The organism is Kribbella sp. VKM Ac-2568 (genome assembly GCF_004345365.1).
GTDB lineage: Bacteria > Actinomycetota > Actinomycetes > Propionibacteriales > Kribbellaceae > Kribbella > Kribbella orskensis.
Map to the genome: position 1 here is coordinate 253112 of NZ_SLVF01000002.1, position 21323 is coordinate 274434.

Below are 21323 nucleotides of genomic sequence, written 5' to 3' on the forward strand. Positions count from 1 at the left end.
TCGAAGCATGTCTCTCAGAAATCCTTACGGTGATTTCGAGATCACCGATCCGCAGGCGATGCGGGCGCTGGCACATCCCGTCCGGCTGGCCGCCCTCAGCTATCTGCAGAAGAACGGCCCGGCCACCGCGACCCAGTTGTCGGAGCATGTCGGCGCCTCGCCGTCGGTGACCAGCTGGCACCTCCGCCACCTCGCGAACTTCGGCCTGGTCAGCGACGGACCGCCTCCCGAGGGCGTCGCCGACAAGCGTCAGCGCTGGTGGCAGGCCGTCGCCCGAGGGTTCCGGTTCGAGATGCCCGACACACCGGAAGGCGCCGAGGCTGGGCGGCTGCTGCGGGCGGAGCTGATCAGCCAGGCCCTGGACTACGCGCAGCAGTGGCTGGTGGAGAGCGAACCCCACCTCGATCCCCTGTGGAGCCGCACGGCCGGGTCCTCGAACACGCTGGTGAGCCTCACCCTCGCGGAGGCCGAGGCAGTGGAGAACGCGATCGAGGAACTGCTGGCGCCGTACGTCCAGCGCGCCGAACAAGACCGCCCGGCCGATGCCCACCCGGTCCGGATGATCCGCCTTTCTTTGCCTGAAGCAACCACTTGAGCTCCGCCGCCCCCCGTGAGGACAGCACCGTGAAGACACTGACTCCCACCAGCCTGTGGCGTGATCGCCAGTTCCGGACCTTCTGGTCCGCCCAGGGCGTCTCCGAGTTCGGCGACCGGATCAGCGAGCTCGCCCTGCCGCTGATCGCGGTCACCCTGCTGGACGCCTCCCCCAGTCAGGTCGGCTTCCTCACCGCCGCGGTCTGGCTGCCGAACCTCGCGTCGTTGTTCATCGGCACCTGGGTGGACAAGCGCCGGGACAAGCGCCCACTGATGATCGCGGCCGACCTGAGCCGGACGATCGTGCTGCTGTCTCTGCCCGCGGCGTACTGGCTGGACCTGCTGACGCTCGGCCAGCTGTACGCCGTCGCGATCCTGGCCGGGACCGCGCACGTGCTCTTCAACACCGCCTACGCGTCGTTCTTCGTGCGGCTGGTCTCGCGGGACCACTTCCTGGAGGCGAACAGCAAGCTCTCGGCGACCAGGTCGATCTCGTTCATGGGTGGTCCGGCGTTGGGCGGCCTGCTGGTGCAGTGGCTGAGCGCGCCGGTCGCGATCGTCGTGGACGCGCTGACCTTCGTGTTCTCGGCGGTGCAGGTGAGCCGGCTCAAGACGGCGCCCGCCGAGGCCGATGAGAGCGAGGATTCGTTGCTCCGCAGGGCCCGCGAGGGCATGAGGTATCTGCTGAGGCATCCGTACCTGCGCAGCAGCCTCGGGTGCGCGACGACGGTGAACTTCTTCAACCTGATCAGCACGGCACTGCTTGTCCTGTTCGCCAGCCGGAACCTGGACCTGTCGGCCGGCACGATCGGTATCGCCTTCGGCATCGGCGCGTCGGGTGGCCTGCTCGGAGCACTGGCTGCGACACCGTTGACGCGACTGCTCGGCGCGGGCCGGCTGATCGCACTCGGCGCGGTGATCTTCCCGGCCTCCATCGCCATCGCCGCCTTCGCCTCAGGCCCCGTCTGGGTTCGCGCCGGCGCCCTGGCCGCCGCCGAGTTCATCGGGGCGTTCGCGGTGATGTGCTTCGACGTCCCACTGAACTCCCTACAGGCCGCAGTAATCCACGAACACATGCGGAGCCGTGTCGCGGGGGCGTTCAGCAGCATCAACTACGGCGTACGCCCCCTCGGCGCCATAATCGGCGGCCTCCTAGGAACCTGGATCGGAGTCCGAGAAACCCTCCTGATCTCCGCGACCGGCGGCATCTTCGCCGTCCTCTGGCTGATCGGCTCCCCCATCCTCACCACCCGCGACCTAGAAGGCCTAGAACCGCCGCCTCTCGACTAACCGCGGCCCACCGACCGCAACCGATCCGCCCGATAGCAGGTCGTTCGACCAGTGGCGCCTTACAAGCCACCAGCCGCCGAACAACCAGCCAGTGGCCCAGCAACCCGCCCCCATCAGCCCCGAATCGGCGCAACCACCACCCACCGGGGCCGGAAACCCACCCCCGGGGCCCGCCGACGTACCGACGGACAGGAAGTAGTCGCCGCACCCATCGCCCCGGCAAGCACCCCACGCCTAGAACCTCCGCGACCACCCCAGTACTACCTGTCGGTCCGTACACCCGCCCCCGAAAACACCACCCCGGACCGGCTCAACCCTCCGTCGCCCGGTACACCCCACCCCGAAAGCACCACCCCGACCCGGCTCACACTCCTCCGCGGGATCCGCGTAGCTGCGTCCTTCCCTGGTCGGGATGGGGTGGGTCAAGAGTCGAAACTTGTTTCGATCCCGAAGGGACGCCGAAGGCGCTCTTGATGCACGCCATCCCGACTAGAACACTCACGCAGCGGAGACCGCGAACCACCTCGGCCTATGCCCGGTGGACCACCCGCCACTCACGCCCGCTGGACCACCCGCCACTCATGCCCGGCGGAACCACCGCACTCATGCCCGGCGGATCCACTTCCGACGCAAAACGCCCGCACGCGGTGCTCCCCCCGTGGGGAACACCGCCTGCGGTTTGCGTCGTCGCCGGGCCGTAGTACCGGAGTACCGGAGTACCGGAGTACCGGACTGAAGGCGTTGGTCAGTCCAGCTCGATCGGCTCGTCGAGCTTGGCGACGGTGCGGCGGAGCGGGACCTCTTTGATGAACAACACGGCGATCAGGCTGACCAGGGCACAGGCGGCCGCGATCAGGAAGATCCGCCCAGTCGCGTCGCCGTACGACTGACGCACCAGTTCGGCGAGCTGTGGCGGGAGATGGTTGACGTCCAGCAGGCTGGTGCCGTCCGAGCCGCCGTCCTGCAGCTTGGCCGCGGCCGCGGCTCCACCCGGTCCGGCGAGCACGCCCTGGATCAGCAGGTCCTTGACCCTGGTGGCGAGCACCGCGCCCAGGACCGAGACCCCGACGGCTCCACCCAGGCTCCGGAAGAACGAGACGGAGGCGCTGGAGGCGCCGATCTCACTCACGTCGACGGTGTTCTGCACAGCGAGGACCAGGTTCTGCATCATCATGCCCAGGCCCAGGCCCATCGAGAGCATGCCGGTGCCGACGTACCAGTACGGCGTGGTGTGGTCGATCGTGCCGAGCACGACCAGGCCGAGCACCAGCAGGATGCCGCCGGCGATCAGGTACCGCTTCCACTTGCCGAAGCGGGTGATCATCTGGCCCGAGCCGACCGACCCGAGGAACGAGCCGAGCATCATCGGGATGGTGAGCAGACCGGCCTCGGTCGGGCTGTAGCCGCGGGCGATCTGGAAGTACTGGCCGAGGAAGATCGCGCTGCCGAACATCGCGACACCGACCGCGAGGCTGGCCACGATCGCCAGTGCGGTGGTGCGCTCGCGGATGACCTTCAGCGGGACCAGCGGCTCGGCGGCGCGGTTCTCGACCACGACGGCGAGGATGCCGAAGAGCAGCGTGCCGCCGACGAAGAGCGCGGACTGCCAGGAGAACCAGCCGAAGTCGTGACCGGCGAAGGTGACCCAGATCAGCGGCAGGCTGGCCGCGATGCTGATCATGATCGCGCCGAGGTAGTCGACCCGGACCTTGCGCTTGTTCAGCGGCAGGTGCAGATAGCGCTGCAGGATCACCAGGCTGACGATCGCCAGCGGGACACAGACGTAGAAACACCAGCGCCAGCCGAGCCACGAGGTGTCGACGATGACGCCGCCGAGCAAAGGACCGGACACGGTGGCAACGGCAATCACGGCACCCATGTAGCCGGAGTACCTGCCGCGGTCGCGGGGCGGGATCGCCGCACCGATGATCGCCTGGGCGAGTGCCATCAGGCCGCCCATCGCGAGGCCTTGCAGGACGCGAGCGCCGATCAGGAAGGGGACGTTGTGCGCCATACCCGCCAGGGCCGAACCGACCACGAACAAGGTGATGGCGAGCTGGACCAGGAGCTTCTTGCTCATCAGGTCGGAGAGCTTGCCCCAGATCGGGGTGGAGACCGTGGTGGCCAGCAGGCTCGCGGTCAGCACCCAGGTGTACTGGGTCTGCGAGCCCTCGAGGTCGGCGATGATCGTCGGCAGGGCGTTGCTGACGATCGTCGAGCTGAGCATCGCCGTGAACAGCGCGGCGAGCAGGCCGACCAGGATTTCGAGGATCTCGCGGTGGGTGAGTTCCGGGGCAGCGGGCGCTTGCAGCCGAGTCTCGGTGACAGTCATCAGTCTCCAGTCGAGAAGTTGGTGTGTCTCACGGACTCGGCGGCCTCGGTCACGGCGGCGGCGACGTGGCGCAGCGCTTGCGCGGCCGTTGCCATGTCGTCGTCGTCCCAGTCCCCGAGCGCGACTCGGAGCCGGTGGGCGAACCCGTCGTACAGCGCTTCCAGCCGGGCGCGGCCGGCGCCGCTGAGCGCGACCAGCGAGACGCGCGCATCCGCCGGATCCGGCCGACGGCTCACCAGGCCGTCGGCCTCCAGGGCGGACACCTGACGGCTCACCACAGAGGCGTCGACGCCGAGTTTCGCGGCGATCTCGCCGCCGCGCTGCTCGCCGTCCTTGGCCAGCACCTTGAGGACACTGGCGTCGGCACGCCGGAGGCCTGAGTCGGGCCAAAGGTGCCGGTGCTCGATACAACGCACGGCCCGGATCAGCGAACTGACCCCTTCGAGCAATTCCTGGGCCGGCGTATCCCGTTCCACCTCCGGGACAGAGGTTTGCTGAGCTAGTTGCATAACCCAACTATATGTTGATTAGTTGGTTTCTGCAACCATATGTCGCCGATGCAGCCAATGGTCACGCAGAGTGTCCATTTAGCGTATATTCGCCCGAGGGGTTCACTCAGCGGAAGCGGCGGCTACCATGCCACAAGGGGGCACGCCGCTGCGCGGAGCACCGAAGTCCAGGGGAGCGACTGAGGTGGGGCCATGAAGGCCACCATGATCGAACAGGACCGGTTCCAGCCGACCGTCTTCGGTGCCGTGCGCCGGTACCGTCTCATGGTCCTGCTCATCGCGCTGCTGACAGCCGCCGGTGCGGTGGCCTACACGGTCGTGGAGCCCGAGCTCTACCGGGCGAATGCCACCGTCACCGTGCCGCAGACCACGCAGACCCCGGGCGAGGCCCGCAGCCAGTACTTCGACAGCCAGGTGCTGCTGTTGCAGTCCCCGGAGGTCGCCGACCGCGCAAGCCGGATCGCCAACGCGGCACTGAACGCCCCCGTGCTGACGCCACAGGACTTCGCCGGCGAGAGCAAGGCGCTGGAGATCACGCCGCCGCAGGGCGCCCAACCCGGCGCCTTCGGGTCCAGCATCGTGGCCATCTCGTTCACCTGGCCCAACGCTCGCGTGGCCCAGGTCGGAGCCAACGCCGTTCTGCAGGCGTTCGACGACGCCCGGGTCGCCGCCATCACGGCCCAGGCCGAGGCCACCGTCGCCGGGATCGAGCGCGCCATCCGCGATCCCCGCACTCGCGGCCAGTTGATGGACCTGGTGAACCAGCGGACGCAGACGCTGTCCAATCTGGAGGTCGACCGGGCCAACCATCCAACTTTCGGGTCGGCGGTCGAACCGCTGGTGCCGGTCAACGGCAATGCCAAGCGGTCCGGCGCGATCGGACTCATGGTCGGTACGCTGCTCGCTGCCGGGCTTGCCTACGCCAGAGCCAGTCGCCGTCGGTGCCTGGAGGACCGGGACGACCCAGCCGCGATCTACGACGCCCCGCTCATCGGCGAGATCCCGTCGCCAGGGCTGGGCGGCTTTCTGTCCGCGGTGGGGCCGGCCGGGCCGCTGCCGGTGGCTGCTGATCCGCAGTCCCCCGCCGCCGAGGCGTTCCGGTTCACCGCGGGCTCCGTCGAGCGGATCCGGGCCGCCCGCGGCGACCGGCTGGCCGTCGTCTTCGTCTCCAGCGAGAGCGGGGCCGACCGCAGTACGGTCGTGGCGAACGTCGCGCTGGCCGTCGCCGAGAGCGGTACGCCGGTCATGGTGGTCGACGCCGACTCCAGCGAGGGGGTTCTGACCGCCCTGCTGCTGCCTGGCAGCCCGCAGGGCGACGGCTTCGACCAAGTGATCGCCGGGCGACGTCCCGTCCGGGACTGCATCGAGACCAGCCCGCTCAACGAGGATGTCACCGTGCTCCGGGCCGGCCGGATGTCCGGCGAGCGGACCACCGGTACGGCGTACGCGAGAGCTGTCGAGAAGATCATCGCCGAGGCGAAGCTGTCCTTCGACCTGGTCCTGATCGACAGCCCGCCGCTGCTGCAGGTAGCCGATGCCACCGATCTCGTCGACGACTCTGATGCCACGATCGTCGTGCTCGGCGCCGAAGAGTCCCTGCAGGACCATCTCACCATGGTCGAGCGGCTGGACCAGGTGGAGTCCGACGTCGTCGGTTACGTCTACCGCCGGGCGAGCCGGGGGCCGCTGTTCGTCCGGCGGCTGCGGGGCCGGATCGCCACACGCGTCGCTCGTCGGACCGGTCTGCCGTTCGTACCGTCGGCGCCGCTCTACACGTACCGGCGCCACAACAGCCTCCGATCGCCGGTACGCCGACCGCAGGGGTGAGGCGCGATGTCATTGTCGGCCGGCACTCCCGGTACCCGCGCAGGCGAGCTCCTCGGCGCGCCGTCGTCGGGCCGCCTCTTCGTCCTTTACGGCCGGTTGCTCGGTCCGCTGCTGGGCGGCTATCTCCTGTTCGACCGGGCCTTCGCGTATTTGCACCTGCCCGGCAGTCCGCTGTTCGTCGGTGAGATGGTTCTCGGCGTCGGCGCGGCCGCCGCGGTCGTGGCCACGCGGTACCTCAAGGCGCCGATCAGGGACGAGCCGATCCTGGCGCTCCTCGGCGCATTCGTGCTCTGGGGACTGGTCCGGATGCTGTCAGGGCTGGGCACGTACCACCTGGACGCCGTACGCGACGCCGCGCTCTGGTACTACTGCGTCTTCGCGTTCCTCATCGCGGCCGCGCTGGCGCGGTCGCCGGAACTCCTCGACCATCTGGTCGCCCAGCTGACCCGGCTGACGCCGTGGCTGCTGCTGTGGCTGCCGCTCGGACTCATCCTGGCTCCGCTGTCCAAGAGCGCTCCGACCGTGCCGTTCTCGACCGTGTCGGTTCTCTCACACAAATCCGGCAGCGCGGCGATCGCGGCGTTGCTGGTCCTGGGCTCCCTGTGGCTCCTACCCGATACCCGCACCGCTCGCAGCCGTGCGGGCTGGAGCCTCCTGGCCCTCCTCGTCATCGCGCTCGCGGCCACCCAGAACCGTGGCGGTCTGCTCGGCGTGATGGCGGGCGCAACAGTCGGACTGGCGTTCTTGCACAACCGCGCCGCCCTGGCCGCCCGCGCGATCCTGATCGTCGTCGTCGCGCTCGGGATGGCTTCGCTGCTGTCCCTGAAGATCCCGATGGCCGGCGTCCAGGGCCGGGAGTTCTCGGCGTCCCAGCTCGTCGCCAACGTCGTTAGCCTCGGCGGCAAGGAGTCGCCGGGCAACCTGGACGGCACGGTCCAGGGCCGGCAGCAGCTGTGGTCGCGCATCCTCGACAAGCAGATCGCGGACGGCCGTCTCGTCCACGGATCGGGCTTCGGCCAGAACCTGGCCACCGAGGTCGGCGTGTACGACGAGGGCAAGGAAAGCCTGCGGAGCCCGCACAACTCCCACCTGCACATCGTGGCCCGGATGGGCCTGGTCGGGATCTCACTGTGGATGGCCCTGTGGATCGGCTGGTACTGGCGGCTTGTCGCTGGCTGCCGGCGCCTCGCTCGGCAAGGGATGGTGTTCAGACGCCAGGTGGCTGTGCTTTCGCTGATGGTAGCGACCGCCGTGCTGGTCTCGTGCTTCTTCGATCCGCAGCTCGAAGGGCCGCAGGTGGCCGCGCTGCTGTGGACCGCCTTCGGGATCGGGGTGGCGGTGACGACGCGCAGGCCCTGGTACGCCGGTGGCAGTCCGTCGACCTCGGACCGGCCGTGAGCTCCCGGTCGCGCGGGCGCCGCTGGACCGCCGTCGTCTGCACCCTGATCGCGCTCGCGGCCGTGGCGTGGTCCTCGCGCGGCGCAGACCGGTCGAGTGAGTCCGGTTCGTCACCCCGCGCCGGGCTGACCGGTCAGGTCGGTCCGGTTCCGCGGTCCTGCGACGGCGTGCGGGTGCGACCGTCCGACAACCTGCAGCAGCTGATCGACGCCCAGGCGCCGGGTACGACGTACTGCCTGTCCGCCGGCACGTACCGGCTCGTCGAACCGCTGCGGCCGAAGGAGGGCACCTCGCTCATCGGTCTGCGGGGAGCGGTGATCAGCGGGTCCAAGGTGCTCACCGGCTGGCGGAAGAACGGCCCGGCGTGGTCGGCGACAGGCTTCCTGCCCGCGATTCCCGGTCAGCATGGAGAGTGCCTGGAGTCCGTACCGACCTGCGTCCTGACCGAGGACGTCTTTCTCGACAAGCGACGACTGGATCGGGTCGAGTCAAGGTCCGCGGTCGTCAGTGGAACCGTGTACGCCGACTACGCGACCAATACGATCACCATCCGCGACGACCCCCGGGTCCACCTGGTCGAGCAGGCGGTCGCGCCCGGCCTGATCCGGGCGCCGGTCGACGACGTCACCGTCGCGAACCTCGTGCTCGAGCAGGCGGCCAACGAGGCACAGGCCGCCGCCGTGGAGAGTCGCCAGGTCACGCCGCACCGGGTGGGCACCGGCTGGCGGATCCACCACAACGAGGTACGACTCAACCACGGCGCCGGTCTGGGCTTTGCCGACGACGCCGTCGTCACCGACAACTTCATCCACCACCAAGGGCAGCTGGGTTTCGGGGCCTGGGGCGTCGGCTCGACCGTGTCCAGCAACGAGATCGCCTTCAACGGGGTCGCGGGGTACTCACCGGAGTGGGAGGCGGGTGGCAGCAAGAGTTGGCTGACCGACCGCCACACCGTCACCCACAACTACGTCCACGACAACCGGGGTCCCGGACTTTGGACTGACGGCGGCAACATCCGGACGGAGTACGCGTACAACCGGATCACCGGGAACTGGGGAGCCGGCATCCAGCACGAGCTCAGCTACGACGCAGTCATCCGGTCCAACGAGATCACCGACAACGGCCGCCGGCACAAGGGCTGGGCCTGGGAGGCCGGGATCCAGATCCAGTCGTCGGGCGGCACCACGGGACCTGTGGAGATCGTGGGCAACACGGTCAGCGACAACGCCAACGGGATCGCACTGATCGACAGCGGCGACCGGGCCCACGACCAGCCGGCGCCGCACGGCCCGCACGTCGTCCGGAACGTCTGGGTCCACGACAACCGGATCGCCCTGGCGGCCGGTCAGACCACCGGCGCGGTGCAGGACGTGGGCGACAAGGCGATCTACTCCGGCAACCAGAACCGCTTCGAGGCCAACATCTACTACCTGCAGTCCCTGACCGAACCGCACTTCTCATGGAACGACACCGACCTGAACTGGGCCCAGTGGCGAGCCCTCGGCAACGGCAACGACCTCACCGGCCGAGCCGAGCTGAGGAAACGATAGACCCCCACGGACAGTGTCGAGCGTCAGCTGAGGTCGAGGTTGAGGCGAGCTAGGAGGCGGGCCAGGTCGGCCAGGTCGGGGGTGTCCCAGCGGTCGAGGATGGCGCGGAACTCGGTCTGGCGCTGGGCTCGCATGGCGCCGTAGCCCTCGGCGCCGGTGGCGGTGAGGCGGAGCAGGCGGGCGCGGCCGTCGTCGGGGTCGCCTACTCGCTCGATCAGGCCGAGGGTCTCCAGGTGGGTGAGGCCGCGGCTGACGGTGGACTTGTCCAGGCCGAGGGCCTGCGCCACATCAGAGGCCCGTACGCCGGGCCGGCCGCTCGCCGTACCGAGCTCGATCTGGGAGATCAGCGCATACCCGGCGGCGTCCATCTCCGGGTGGACCCGCCGGGCCAACAGCATCTGGGCCGAGCGGGCGCGGCGGAGCAGGATCGACAACTCCTGTTCGACATCCGCGATCAGCCGGGTGGTCTGTTCGGGACGGTGGGCCACCATCTTCCTCACCGGACCACGACGCCGGCATCGCGCAGCGCCTTCTTGACGTCGGCGATCCGAAGGTCGCCGAAGTGGAAGACGCTCGCGGCCAGTACGGCGTCCGCGCCCGCCTCGACCGCGGGCGGGAAGTGCTCGGGCAAGCCCGCTCCCCCGCTGGCGATCAGTGGTACGTCGACCACCGCCCGGACGGCCCGGATCAGCTCCAGGTCGAAGCCCTGTTTGGTGCCGTCGGCATCCATCGAGTTGAGCAGGATCTCCCCCGCGCCGAGCTCGGCGCCCTTGCGCACCCACTCGATCGCGTCCAGCCCGGCCGACTTGCGGCCGCCGTGGGTGGTCACCTCGAAACCGCTCGGCTGCTCCACGCTCCGACGGACGTCGAGGGACAGCACGAGCACCTGGTTGCCGAACCGGTGGGCGATCTCCTCGATCACGGCCGGCCGGGCGATCGCGCCGGTGTTGATGCCGACCTTGTCCGCACCTGCCCGCAGCAGCCGGTCCACGTCCGCGGCCTCGCGCACCCCGCCACCGACGGTGAGCGGAATGAACACCTGCTCGGCCGTCCGCCGGACCACGTCGTACGTCGTCTCGCGGGAGCCCGACGACGCGGTGATGTCGAGGAAGGTGAGCTCGTCGGCGCCCTCCGCGTCGTACAGCTTGGCCATCTCGACCGGGTCGCCGGCGTCGCGCAGGTCGACGAAGTTGACGCCCTTCACCACCCGCCCGGCATCGACGTCCAGGCAGGGGATCACACGCACGGCAAGGCTCACGCGGAAAGGGTACCGACTCCGGCCCAGCGCACCGTCCAGCCAGTCCGCGAAACCATTTCGTTCCACCAGGAACGCCGCGATGAGGATGCCGACAGCAGCCAGGTGTCGCCGCGAAGCAGGACCACGGCGACGCCGGATACGAAGCACTCGGTGTGGCTGTGTCCGAAGCGATCTCCGGACCCAACCAGCGCTGATCAGAGCAACAGCGCTCGTACGATCGGCCAAGCGATGAGCACACCGACGGCCGCCGCAGCCAGCAACACGAGTACATGCACAGGGTTGCGCTTGTACGCCGGGTCGACGCCGACCTCGCGGACCAGTTCCAGCGATCCGACGGTCTCCCGATGCTCCACCGGGAGACCGATCGCCGTGGTCACGGTGCGGAAGTCAGCGGACGACCAGAGCCAACGCGAGGCACAGATGCGAGTACCGTCGGCGGCGAGAATCAGCAGCGCACCGATCGGCGGCGACGACTTGACCCGGCCGATCGTGAGCACTCGCACCAGGTGCGCACGGTGCAGCACCTTCGGCGGTCCCCAGGCACTCGCCTGGTAGGCGACAGTGTCGGCATCGATCGAGAAGCAGGCGGCGCGAAAGGTGGCCCAGAACATCACGGCCAGCACGGCCACGAGTACGACGTACATGCCGAGGGCGACCGGCCAGCCCAGCGCCCAGGTCGCGAGCGAGGCGCACAGGACGGCGAGCAGCGCCAGGTACATGCCGGCCAGGATCCAGAACGGTCTGCCGGCCGAGGCGAACCTCGGCCGGACCACGGTCGGTGTCACTTCCAGGCGCGGTGCTTCTGCGCGGGCGTCTTGATCGGGGCGGTCGACTCCCAGACCCGGCGCCAGCGGGCGGCGTCGGGGCCCGACTGCGACGGCGAGGCGCCGGTGGCGACCCGGCGACGGGCCTCCCACCAGGTGGTCGCCTCCTCGTCGAGCAGTGCCGACACCGCGGCGGAGATCTTCGGCGCGAACTCGCGGGCGCTCTCCCCCTCGAGCGGGTAGAGCGGGTCGCCGTACCGGACGGCCACCGTCGGACGGCCTGGCACCGGCCAGCCGCGACCACGCGGCATCGCGGCGAACGAGCCCTTGATGCCGACCGGGATCACCGGTACGCCGTGCTCGACGGCGAGGTACGCCGCGCCCATCCGGAAGCGCTCCATCCACCCGTCGGGCGAACGGGTGCCTTCGGGGAAGACGACGACGTTCCAGCCGTCCGCGAGCAGGTCGCCCGGCGTCGCGCTGAGCTTGCCGCCGCGGCGCTCGATCGGGAACGTGTTGAACACGATCGCCGACGCGGTCGCCCGCCACCAGGTGTCGAAGAAGTAGTCGGCGGCCGCGGCGACGGCGGTCTTGCGGCGCATCGCGTCGGGCAGGGTGCACAGCACCAGCGGGGTGTCGAGGTGTGACGAGTGGTTCGCCACGATCAGCGCCGGGCCGTGCAGCTTCAGCAGCGAGTCGAGCCCGCTGACCTGCGGGTTGACCTCCCATCGCAGCACCGAGTTGAGGGCGCCTTTCTGCAGCACCTCGCGCAGCGCGATCGCGGCCGGCGTCCGGGCCCACTTGGTCGGGAAGACCGTGGACTCCTTCGGCAGCACGTACGGCTCGGCCGAGCGCGGCACCTGCGGACGACGGCCCCAGCGCCAGCCGCGGGCGACGACCTTCACGTCCCGCGCAGTGTCCCGGCTGAACTTGACCAGGTTCGTCCCCATCAGCGGACGTCCGCGAGCAGGTGGGGCGGGTTGTGCAGGTAGGTGATCGACGGCGACCGGCCGACCGAGTGGCTCACCATCTCCAGCGCGTCCTGCAGCGTCGAGGCGGACCGGAAGCCCATCCGCTCGACCGTCTTGCGGTTCGCGCCGACCCAGACGATGTCGCCGCAGTGGTCCAGCGCGTGGGAGATCCAGTACCACATGTAGAACGGGTGCACGCCGTGGTACGCGTACGAGGTCCGGTACAGGTGGATGTACCACGGGTCCTCGGCGTACTGCTTCTCGAACTTCGCCTCGATGGTGGCCGGGTCGGTCGACTCCGACAGCACCTCCTCGAAGAAGTCCACGTACGACGGGTGGTGCAACTGGCTGAACTCGTAGTCCACCGGGTGGTACAGGATGACCGCGCCGTCCTTGCGGACGATCGGGTTGCCCCGGTAGGAGTTGAAGTAGTAGCCGAGCCCCATGCAGGCGGCCAGGATCGGGTTCATCACCGAGTTCACGTTGTACGGGCCGACGAACGGCACGCCCATGATCGCGACGTCGGACTGACCCTGTACCTCGACCAAGTGCTGGCGGTGCACGTTCTCGATCGTCTTCTCGTGCACCGGCTCGATCGAGCCGGCGTGGATCCCGGTCAGGCCGTAGTTCGCCCGGACGTCGGTGAAGATCTTGTGCCGCATCTTGGCCGGGGCCAGGTCGAGCCCGCGCTTGGTGGCGAGCATCGAGGCCTGGTCCTTGATCGACCACTCCCACTCGCGCTTCTGCAGGAACTCCAGCGGGCCGCCGAAGATGTCGTTGTTCAGCGTGGTCTCGATCTGGAAGACCTTGACGTGCTCGGTCAGCACCGCGCCCATCCGCCAGGCCGAGTGGTGCATCTTCGAGGCCTTGTGGTCCATGAATGAACGCGAGTGGATCATCGTGTGGCTGTTGTGGTGGTGCTTCAGCGACTTGTACGACGCCAGCCCGATCGACGTCGACTTGTGGCCGCCGTCCATCGCCACCAGGTTCACGTTCACGTAGACCAGCAGGTCGGACTCGGCCGCCCGCTTGGAGATTTCGACGTCCTCGCCGTGCTTGGTCTGGCCCAGGTGGGTCAGGTTCGCGGTGTCCTCGGCGTCGAAGTTGTAGAGCTTGCCGTCGGGGAAGAACGACCGGAAGACCCGCTCGCCGACGATGTCGCGCAGCTCGTTCGGGGTCAGCCGGCGGTGCAGCGCGTTCGCCGAGATCAGCTCGACGTCGTCGACACCCGCGTCGGCGGCCATCGTCAGCACGGCCTCGATGATGCGCTGCCGGATGTCCGGCTTCTTCATCGGCGGCAGCGGCAGCGAGATGTCGTCGAACGCGATGGTCAGCCGCATCCCCGGCCGCAGCAGCTCCGGCAGCGGCTCGGACTCCAGCGGGTGCAGCAGCGCGTTCTGGATCGCCTCCTCGACGTCCCGCACGGCCGGCAGCGCCTCCGGCGGGTACACCACCCGGGTGCCGAGCGGGAACCGCTCCAGCAGGAAGCCCTCACCGTTGTGCACGAGCAGCGGCGGCGTCCGGTCGTCCACCTCAAGCACAAACCCTGGCCGAGACATGTCAGAACCTCTCTCGTCGTACGCTCAAAAACAGCTCGTCACGCGACCCTGCAGCCGGTCCGGTCATGACGCCCTCACATCGAAAGCCACCTTCACGGTGCCCAGCCGGCCGGCGGACTGCGCGTGGTCCAGCGCCTCACGCCACCGGTACAGCGGGTACCGCGCCCCGACGATCCCGTCCAGCGGGGCCTTCGCGGCCATCTCCAGCGCCGTCTCGAACGCGGGCCGGTCGTTCGGCTCCTCGCGGGACGACGCGTACGTGCCGGTCAGCTCCAACTCACGGAACCACACCGGCGACAGGTCCGCACCCGTCGACGGCATGCCGGACAGCACCACCCGCCCACCGGCCTTGGTGACCCGCAGCACGGTGTCGATCGAGTCCTTGCTGCCGACCGCGTCGACGGCGACGTCGACCCCGCCGAGCAGGAACTCCCGGCCCAGCTCCGGCTTCAGCCGGAAGGCACCGGTCGCTCGCCGTACGCCACGGAAGACCTCGTCGGGCGCGACCACGTCGCTGGCGCCGAAGGCCCGGGCCAGCTCACGCTGCTTCGCGTGCTTGGCGACCACGGTGATCCGGCCGGCCTGGGTGAGCTCGCGCAGCGCCAGGGTGGCGAACAACCCGACCGCGCCCGCACCGCTGACCAGCACGGACTGACCCGGCTCGACCTTCGCCTTGAGCGCGGTGTGGACGGCGCACGCCAGCGGCTCGGTGAGAACCGCCCGCTCGTCGGACAGCCCCTCCGGTACGGCGTACAGCTGGCTGCGGTGGGCGACCATCACGTTGCCCCAGCCACCACCGGTGTCATGGCAGAAGCCGGTCTGGAGTCCGGGGGCCACGTGGCCGACGGTGATCCGGTCGCAGCGGTTGGTGTGGCCGGACGCGCAACCCTCGCAGGGCTCGACGCCTCGGGCCGCGCAGGTGAGGACCGAGTCCATCACGACGCGGGTGCCCTTCGGCAGGTCCTCGCAGTCCTCGAGCAGCACGCCGACGATCTCGTGACCGGGGACGAACGGCATCGACACCATCGCGGAGAAGTACAGCTTGGTGTGGCCGGTGACCATGCCGAGGTCGGAGCCGCAGATACCGGACAGGATCGGGCGGATCTTCGCCCAGCCCGCCTTGTCCGACCTCGGCTCCTCGATCGTGACGAGCCGCAGCGGTGCCGCCGGGCCGGTCAGGATGCCGGGCATCCGGCTTCCCATCGCCCTCGCGGCCAGGTACTTGGCCGGCGACCGGTACATCTCGAGCGCGAGCATCATCGGGCGTTCACCCCGGGGATCTCCAGACGCGAGGAAGTGGCAGGGGTCTTCCAGTCGACGATCTGCCAGCGCGCGGCCCGGGCAGCCCGGAACAGCGACACGTCCGGCGAGACGGCGACGGGATTGCCGACGGTCGTCAGCATCGGCAGGTCCGAGTGGCTGTCGGCGTAGGCGTAGGACTTCGACAGGTCGATGTTCGTACCGCGCGCGCGGTGCTTGATCCACGCCGCCCGGGACTCACCGACCAGCGGCGGTCCGGACAGGAAGCCGGTGCAGCGACCGCGGTCGTCGACGGCCAGCTCGGCCGCGACGATCTCGTCGAACAACGGCTCCAGCGGCCGGGTCAGCGGCCGGACCGCGCCGGTGATCAGGATCGTGGTGTGACCGGCCGCCTTGTGCTCGCGGATCCGCCGGACGGCGGCGCCGCTCAGCCGCTCGAGCACGTGCTCGGCGAGGACCTCGTCGACGATCCGGTTCAGCTCGTCCAGGTCGGCGCCCTGGTAGCGCCGGTAGATCGTCCGCAGGAAGGTGCCGCGGTCCTTGCGCTCGGCCGCGATCAGCTTCGGCAGCTTGCGCAGCATCGAGCCGATCTCACCGACCCGCTGGTGGCTGTCGAGCTCCAGCAGCCGCATCCACAGGTAGGTCTCGATCACGTTCGAGGACAGCAGCGTGCCGTCCATGTCGAACGCGGCGATGATCTGGCTGCCGTCGTCGGAGGGCTGCACCTTCTTCAGCGTGCCCGCGGTCTCGGCGAGTGCCTTGTTCCGCTTCTTCCGGACGACGTCCAGCCGGCGCAGCGAGTCCGTCACGCTCGGGCAGTGCACTTCCTGCAGGTAGTGCTGCCAGTCCACGATCGAGGTGTCGCACCAGAACTTCTCCCGGTCGTCCCCCTCGAGCGCGTTGTGCAGGGCGAGCACGTTGTCGTCGATGAACTGCAGCTCGGCCTGCGCATACTCGGAGTACAGGTCCATGTAGCGGCGGAGGAAGTCGATCCGGCGCTTCTGCACGTCCAGCTCGCGGGCGTACTTCCGGGTCCGCTCGCCCCGCGGCACGTGCGTGATGATCTGGTCGGCGATCTTGTGGGCGCGCTCGCCGTAGCGGAGCATGCTCTCCACCGAGTCGCCGCCGGGGAACTTCCACACCGGCAGCCGGACCGCGCCCCGCTCGCCCAGGTCGAACGGGTGCTTGGAGAAGTACGCGCGCACTCCGGCGTACAGCTGCTCGAAGGTGAGCGGGTTCCGGGCGCCGGAGCTGACGTGGTAGTACTCCGGCTTCGACAGCTCGGGCTCGGTCGCCATCACCGCGCAGATCGCGCCGACGACGTGGTCCACCGGGATGATCTCGACCACCGAGTCGGGGCTGGCCGGGAACTCCGGCAGCTCGCCGCGGCCGTAGGCCAGGATCAGCGGCTCGGCCATCTTGAAGCCCTCGATCCAGCCCGGGTGCGGGCTCTGCACCGCGGACTCGATGATGGCCGGCCGGACGATCGAGGTGGGCAGCTTCGAGGCGAATTCCTCGACCACACGCTCGCCGAGTGCCTTGGTGAAGGTGTAACAGTCGGTCCAGCCGAGGCTGCGGGCCCGCTCGGTGCCGGTCTCGACCAGCTTCTTCGCGACCCACTCGGTACGGCGGCGCTCGGTGTCGGCCGCCGCGGTCAGGTGACCGGCCCGGCGGTGCAGCTTCTCCGACTCCTTCCGGAACTTGGTCAGCATCGCCGCGCTGCGGGAGGCTTCCTCGATCCGGGACTTCATCGCCATCCCGGCCTCGGCCTCGACCCGCCAGTCGACGGTGTGCTCAACGGATGCCTCGGGGATCGCGCCCCGGCGACGGCCCGCGGTGTAGGCGGTGGAGATGTGGACGTAGTGGATCCGGCGGTCGGTCCCGTCGCGGCTCTCGTCGATCCGCTCGAGCAGGCTCTTGGTGCCGAGCACGTTGGTGGTGAACGCCTCGTGGATCGGCGGGTCGAAGGAGACGTCGCCGGCGCAGTGCACCACGATGTCGAGATCCTTCGGCAGCGCCGGGACGTCGGACAGGTCGCCCTCGACCACCTCGACCCGCGCGGCGGTCAGCTCGTCCGCGTCGGCGTACGGGGTGCCCTCGCCGTAGAACGGCTGGAAGATGTCCTTCTTCAGCATCTGCGCCATCCGGGCGGTGCCGGTCATCGAACCCTTCGGGCGGATGATCGCGACCACCGTGGTGCCCGGCAGGTCGCCGAGGATGCGGTGCAGCAGGGCCTCACCGACGAATCCGGTGACGCCGGTGACCAGGACCTTCTTGCCAGCGAGCTGGTCGGCAAGACTCACTTGTCGCCTCCACGGGTGAGTTCGAGTGCCTCGGTCAGAGTGAACGCGCCGGCATACAGCGCCTTGCCGACGATGACGCCCTCGACGCCGTCGTCCACCAGGGTGCCGAGCGCGCGCAGGTCGTCCAGGCTGGAGACGCCACCTGAGGCGATGATCGGCTTGTCGGTCCGCGCGCACAGGTCGCGGTACAGGTCCAGGTTGGGCCCCTCGAGCATGCCGTCCTTGGTGACGTCGGTGACCACGTAGCGCTCGCAGCCGGCCTGTTCCAGCCGCTCGAGCACCTCGTAGAGGTCGCCGCCTTCCTTGGTCCAGCCGCGGGCGGCGAGGGTCCGGCCGCGCACGTCCAGGCCGATCGCGATCCGGTCGCCGTACTGGCTGATGATCCGGTCACACCACTCCGGGTCCTCCAGCGCGGCGGTGCCGATGTTGACCCGGCGCGCGCCGGTGGCCAGGGCGACGGCCAGGGAGTCGTCGTCGCGGATGCCACCGGACAACTCGACCTGCACATCCAGCTTGCCGGTCACCTCGGCGAGCAGTTCGCGGTTGCTGCCGCGACCGAAGGCGGCATCCAGGTCGACCAGGTGGATCCAGTCCGCGCCGGCCTCCTGCCAGGCCATCGCGGCGGTCAGCGGGTCGCCGTACGAGGTCTCGCTGCCGGCCTCTCCCTGCACCAGCCGCACAGCCTGCCCATCCGCCACGTCCACGGCAGGAAGCAGCACCAGGTTCTCTGACATGGCCCACACCCTAGATGCCCACACTTCGGGATTCGTAACCCGCTGCCCCGCTGAGTCGTTGAGATCGGATCTGTCGCAGCAATACCACTCGATCGCGTGGTCTTAACCAGCCGGGCGGTATCCGTAAGCTCTTCGGCATGACCACTGTGGCTGATCTCGAGCGGGACCCGCACGCTTTGCTGGCCAGGATACGGCCGGTCGGGTGGGTCGACGCGCTCGACGGCTGGGTGGTCACGAGTCGCGAACTGGCGATGCAGGTGATGCGGGATCCGGCCACTTTCACGGTGGACGACCCGCGCTTCTCGACCGCGCAGGTGGTGGGGCCGTCGATGCTGTCGCTGGACGACTCACCGCATGCCGCGCACCGGGCGCCCTTCGAGCATCCGTTCAGCCTGGCACAGACCCGCGCCAGGTTCACCACCTTCGTCGAGGAGGAGACCGACCGGCTGGTCTCTCTGATCGAACCCCTCGGGATCGCCGACCTCCGCCGTACGGTCGCGGGGCCGTTGTCCGTCGCGGTGGTCGCGCACTCGCTGGGCCTGGCGCAGACCGAGGCGGCGACGGTGCTGGAGTGGTATCAGGACATCTCGTCGTCGGTCAGCGGAGTGTCCGCGGGTCATCCGGTGACAGCTGAAGGTGCGGCGGCCTTCGCCAAGCTGCACGCACATGTTGCCGGGAGCATCGATCAGGCCGACTCGCTGATCGCCGAGGCGGCACGAGCCGGGCTGGGCACGGACGAGGTGGTGGCGAACGCCGCGGTACTGATGTTCGGCGGCATCGAGACCACCGAGGGCATGATCACCAACGCCCTCTGGCATCTGCTGACCAATCCGTCGCAGCTCGCACTGGTATTGGCTGACATGTCGCTGCTGCCCAACGCTGTGGAGGAATCGCTGCGGCTCGAGCCGGCCGCCGCTGTGGTCGATCGCTATGCCACCCGGGACGTCGAGTTGGCCGGCGCGTCGATCAAGCGCGGCGACCTCGTCACGGTGTCACTCGCCGGCGCCGGTCGCGACCCCGCGGTCTTCCCGGACCCCGATGTGTTCGACGTACGCCGGTCCAACGCCCGGCGTCACCTTGCGTTCGCGAGCGGGCCACACATCTGCCTCGGCATGCACCTCGCGCGATTGGAGGCCGTCACCGCCCTGACTGCCCTTCTGACCCGCCTGCCGGACCTGACCCTCGATCCGGGGTCTCCCCCGCCGCGCGGCCTGGTCTTCCGCAAGCCGACCGCCGTGGACGTCAGCTGGACGGTCGCCTGAGCACGAGCATCGCGGCCTCGTACGACGGAGTCAGCCGCTCTGGTTCCGCCTCGGCATCCTTCCTGAACGCCTCGAACCCGGCTTCGATCTCCTCCTCCGGCAGATGCTCGAACGTCGAGAGCGCCCGCACCCGCATCCGCTCGTACGCCGTACTGAAGGTGCGCGGGCCTTCCACGTCAAGCCAGACGGGTTGTTCGTCCGGTTGGAGGCCAGCCTGCTCGGCCAGTTCGCGAGTCTCGGCCAGCGACAGGTACATCCCGGCATCCACCGCTCGCGCCGAGGGGAAGTAGTCGTACCAGAAGAGATCCGGCATCTGATCGGCGAACTGGGTCCTCAGCAACACCACGCCGCCCGGCCTGATCACCCGGGCGAGCTCGCGCAGCGCCTGCGCCTGATCCCTGAAGTGATGGAACGCCAGATACACCAGCGCCACATCGCAAGAGGTGTCGTCGAGCGGAATCGCCTCGGCCGCACCATCGAGATAGGTGACATCCGGATGAGCGGCCCCGGCCACAGCCTGCCGGCGCATCTCCCCCGACGGCTCGACGCCGTACACAGGGCCGCCGAACGTCTCCGCCAACGCCGGCGTGAACCGCCCGATCCCACACCCCAGATCCAGCACTGTCAGCGGTCGCCGCTCCGGCACCTCCGCCGCGAACGCCCGCATCCACCCCTGCAGACTCTCCGCCGCCAACCCCCGCCCAGCCGCATAAACCCGATGCAACCGCCCGTCATAATCCACCATGCGGAGACCCTAGGCCCGGCCAGCGTCACCAGGCGACGACGGGCTCATGCTGACTGTCAGGCCCAGAGGACGTCGTAGCCCAGGCGGAGGATTAGGGCCGAGACGACTACCAGGAAGATGATGCGGACGAAGCGGCTGCCGCGGGCTACTGCGGTGCGGGCGCCGAGGAGGCCGCCGAGCATGTTGGCGAGGCCCATCGTCACGCCGAGGGCCCAGAGTGGGGCACCGCCGATGGTGAACACCGCGATCGCGGCGAGGTTGGTGGCGACGTTGGCGATCTTCGCCTTGGCGCTCGCGCGGAGGAAGTTGTAGCCCATCAACCCGACCAGCGCGAAGATCAGGAACGACCCGGTACCGGGCCCGACCGCGCCGTCGTAGAACCCGATCAGCGCACCGACCGCCCCCGCCGCCACGTAGTGTGCTCGCCCGTCGAAACGGAGCGCAGTACGGGCTCCCAGCGACGGCTTCATCGCGGTGTAGATGGCGACGGCGACCAGCAGCACGAGCACGATCGGCTTGAACCACGACATCGGGATCCTCGTCGCCACCAGCGCTCCGGCCGCCGACCCGAGGCCCGCCATGATCGCCAGCGGCAGCACCGTACGTCGGTCCGGGCGGACCTTGACGCCGAAGGTCACCGCGCTGGTCGCCGTACCGAACAGCGAGGAGATCTTGTTGGTGGACAGGATCTGGGCCGGCGAGGCGCCCGGCAGACCGAGCAGCATCGCGGGCAACTGGATCAACCCACCGCCGCCCACCACCGCGTCGATCCAACCGGCCGAGAACGCGGCCACCACCAGCAGTACGAGAGTCCACAGGGAGATGTCAGGCACGGCGGTACACGAGGGCAGAAGAGTCGATCACCGCCTCAGCATCCGGTAAGGCCATTGTTCCGCTCAACCATTACACGGGGGGAAGTGAGGCGAGACACAAGCCGCGACAGCGGCGAGGCGCAACGCGACCTCGG

18 protein-coding genes are annotated in these 21323 nt (G+C 69.1%); 6 read left to right on the forward strand and 12 right to left on the reverse strand.

All coding sequences use genetic code 11. The features are described from left to right. The first annotated feature begins 7 nt into the window (after positions 1–7). Entirely contained in the window at positions 8–595 is a 588-nt protein-coding gene (locus EV648_RS05050; protein WP_132285455.1) for a helix-turn-helix transcriptional regulator, read from the forward strand. A gap of 29 nt (positions 596–624) precedes the next feature. Beyond that, complete coding sequence (locus EV648_RS05055; protein WP_132285457.1) at positions 625–1884, forward strand: MFS transporter; 1260 nt, start codon at positions 625–627, stop codon at positions 1882–1884. A 745-nt stretch (positions 1885–2629) separates the two neighbouring features. Here the strand turns inward: EV648_RS05055 and EV648_RS05060 are convergent. After that, positions 2630–4216 carry an MDR family MFS transporter gene (locus tag EV648_RS05060; protein ID WP_132285459.1) on the reverse strand — a complete coding sequence of 529 codons (1587 nt, stop codon included), beginning with the start codon at positions 4214–4216 and terminating at the stop codon, positions 2630–2632. Then, on the reverse strand, positions 4216–4725 hold the full coding sequence (locus tag EV648_RS05065) for a MarR family winged helix-turn-helix transcriptional regulator (protein ID WP_132285461.1): 510 nt from the start codon (positions 4723–4725) through the stop codon (positions 4216–4218). Before EV648_RS05065 ends, EV648_RS05060 begins: the two co-directional genes overlap by 1 nt. 192 nt (positions 4726–4917) lie before the next feature. Between EV648_RS05065 and EV648_RS05070 the strand changes: the two genes are divergently transcribed. The 3 genes from EV648_RS05070 to EV648_RS05080 are packed head-to-tail and all read left to right on the forward strand — an operon-like array spanning position 4918 to position 9500. Next, positions 4918–6552, forward strand: a complete 1635-nt coding sequence (locus EV648_RS05070; protein ID WP_132285463.1) for a Wzz/FepE/Etk N-terminal domain-containing protein — start codon at positions 4918–4920, stop codon at positions 6550–6552. Between the two features lie 6 nt (positions 6553–6558). After that, the gene (locus EV648_RS05075; protein ID WP_132285465.1) at positions 6559–7950 is read left to right on the forward strand and encodes an O-antigen ligase; all 1392 of its coding nucleotides are present in this window, start codon (positions 6559–6561) and stop codon (positions 7948–7950) included. Further along, a complete protein-coding gene (locus tag EV648_RS05080) occupies positions 7863–9500 on the forward strand; it encodes a right-handed parallel beta-helix repeat-containing protein (RefSeq protein ID WP_132285467.1) in 1638 nt (545 codons plus the stop codon). The genes EV648_RS05075 and EV648_RS05080 overlap by 88 nt, the downstream gene beginning before the upstream one ends. Positions 9501–9523: 23 nt before the next feature. On the opposite strand, the gene EV648_RS05085 is transcribed toward EV648_RS05080, so the two are convergent. From EV648_RS05085 to priA, 8 genes are all read right to left on the reverse strand, one after another. Then, entirely contained in the window at positions 9524–9991 is a 468-nt protein-coding gene (locus EV648_RS05085) for a MarR family winged helix-turn-helix transcriptional regulator (RefSeq protein WP_241994952.1), read from the reverse strand. Between the two features lie 5 nt (positions 9992–9996). Next, positions 9997–10758 carry an imidazole glycerol phosphate synthase subunit HisF gene (hisF, locus tag EV648_RS05090; protein ID WP_132285471.1) on the reverse strand — a complete coding sequence of 254 codons (762 nt, stop codon included), beginning with the start codon at positions 10756–10758 and terminating at the stop codon, positions 9997–9999. 194 nt (positions 10759–10952) lie between these two features. Then, entirely contained in the window at positions 10953–11543 is a 591-nt protein-coding gene (locus EV648_RS05095; protein ID WP_132285473.1) for a hypothetical protein, read from the reverse strand. Continuing rightward, positions 11540–12472: a lysophospholipid acyltransferase family protein gene (locus tag EV648_RS05100; RefSeq protein ID WP_132285475.1), complete on the reverse strand. Its 933-nt coding sequence runs from the start codon at positions 12470–12472 to the stop codon at positions 11540–11542. The genes EV648_RS05095 and EV648_RS05100 overlap by 4 nt, the downstream gene beginning before the upstream one ends. Then, the gene (locus tag EV648_RS05105; RefSeq protein WP_132188167.1) at positions 12472–14052 is read right to left on the reverse strand and encodes a lactate racemase domain-containing protein; all 1581 of its coding nucleotides are present in this window, start codon (positions 14050–14052) and stop codon (positions 12472–12474) included. The genes EV648_RS05100 and EV648_RS05105 overlap by 1 nt, the downstream gene beginning before the upstream one ends. Before the next feature lie 63 nt (positions 14053–14115). Beyond that, the gene (locus tag EV648_RS05110; RefSeq protein WP_132285477.1) at positions 14116–15312 is read right to left on the reverse strand and encodes a zinc-binding dehydrogenase; all 1197 of its coding nucleotides are present in this window, start codon (positions 15310–15312) and stop codon (positions 14116–14118) included. After that, the gene (locus tag EV648_RS05115) at positions 15309–17615 is read right to left on the reverse strand and encodes an HAD-IB family hydrolase (RefSeq protein ID WP_132285479.1); all 2307 of its coding nucleotides are present in this window, start codon (positions 17613–17615) and stop codon (positions 15309–15311) included. The genes EV648_RS05110 and EV648_RS05115 overlap by 4 nt, the downstream gene beginning before the upstream one ends. After that, complete coding sequence (gene priA / locus EV648_RS05120) at positions 17612–18349, reverse strand: bifunctional 1-(5-phosphoribosyl)-5-((5-phosphoribosylamino)methylideneamino)imidazole-4-carboxamide isomerase/phosphoribosylanthranilate isomerase PriA (RefSeq protein WP_132285481.1); 738 nt, start codon at positions 18347–18349, stop codon at positions 17612–17614. The genes EV648_RS05115 and priA overlap by 4 nt, the downstream gene beginning before the upstream one ends. 137 nt (positions 18350–18486) lie before the next feature. Between priA and EV648_RS05125 the strand changes: the two genes are divergently transcribed. Then, the gene (locus tag EV648_RS05125) at positions 18487–19611 is read left to right on the forward strand and encodes a cytochrome P450 (protein WP_132285483.1); all 1125 of its coding nucleotides are present in this window, start codon (positions 18487–18489) and stop codon (positions 19609–19611) included. Here EV648_RS05125 and EV648_RS05130 read toward each other — a convergent pair. Next, on the reverse strand, positions 19592–20356 hold the full coding sequence (locus EV648_RS05130; RefSeq protein WP_132285485.1) for a class I SAM-dependent methyltransferase: 765 nt from the start codon (positions 20354–20356) through the stop codon (positions 19592–19594). The genes EV648_RS05125 and EV648_RS05130 overlap by 20 nt on opposite strands. A gap of 56 nt (positions 20357–20412) precedes the next feature. Further along, the gene (locus EV648_RS05135; protein WP_132285487.1) at positions 20413–21189 is read right to left on the reverse strand and encodes a TSUP family transporter; all 777 of its coding nucleotides are present in this window, start codon (positions 21187–21189) and stop codon (positions 20413–20415) included. Positions 21190–21323: the final 134 nt, after the last annotated feature.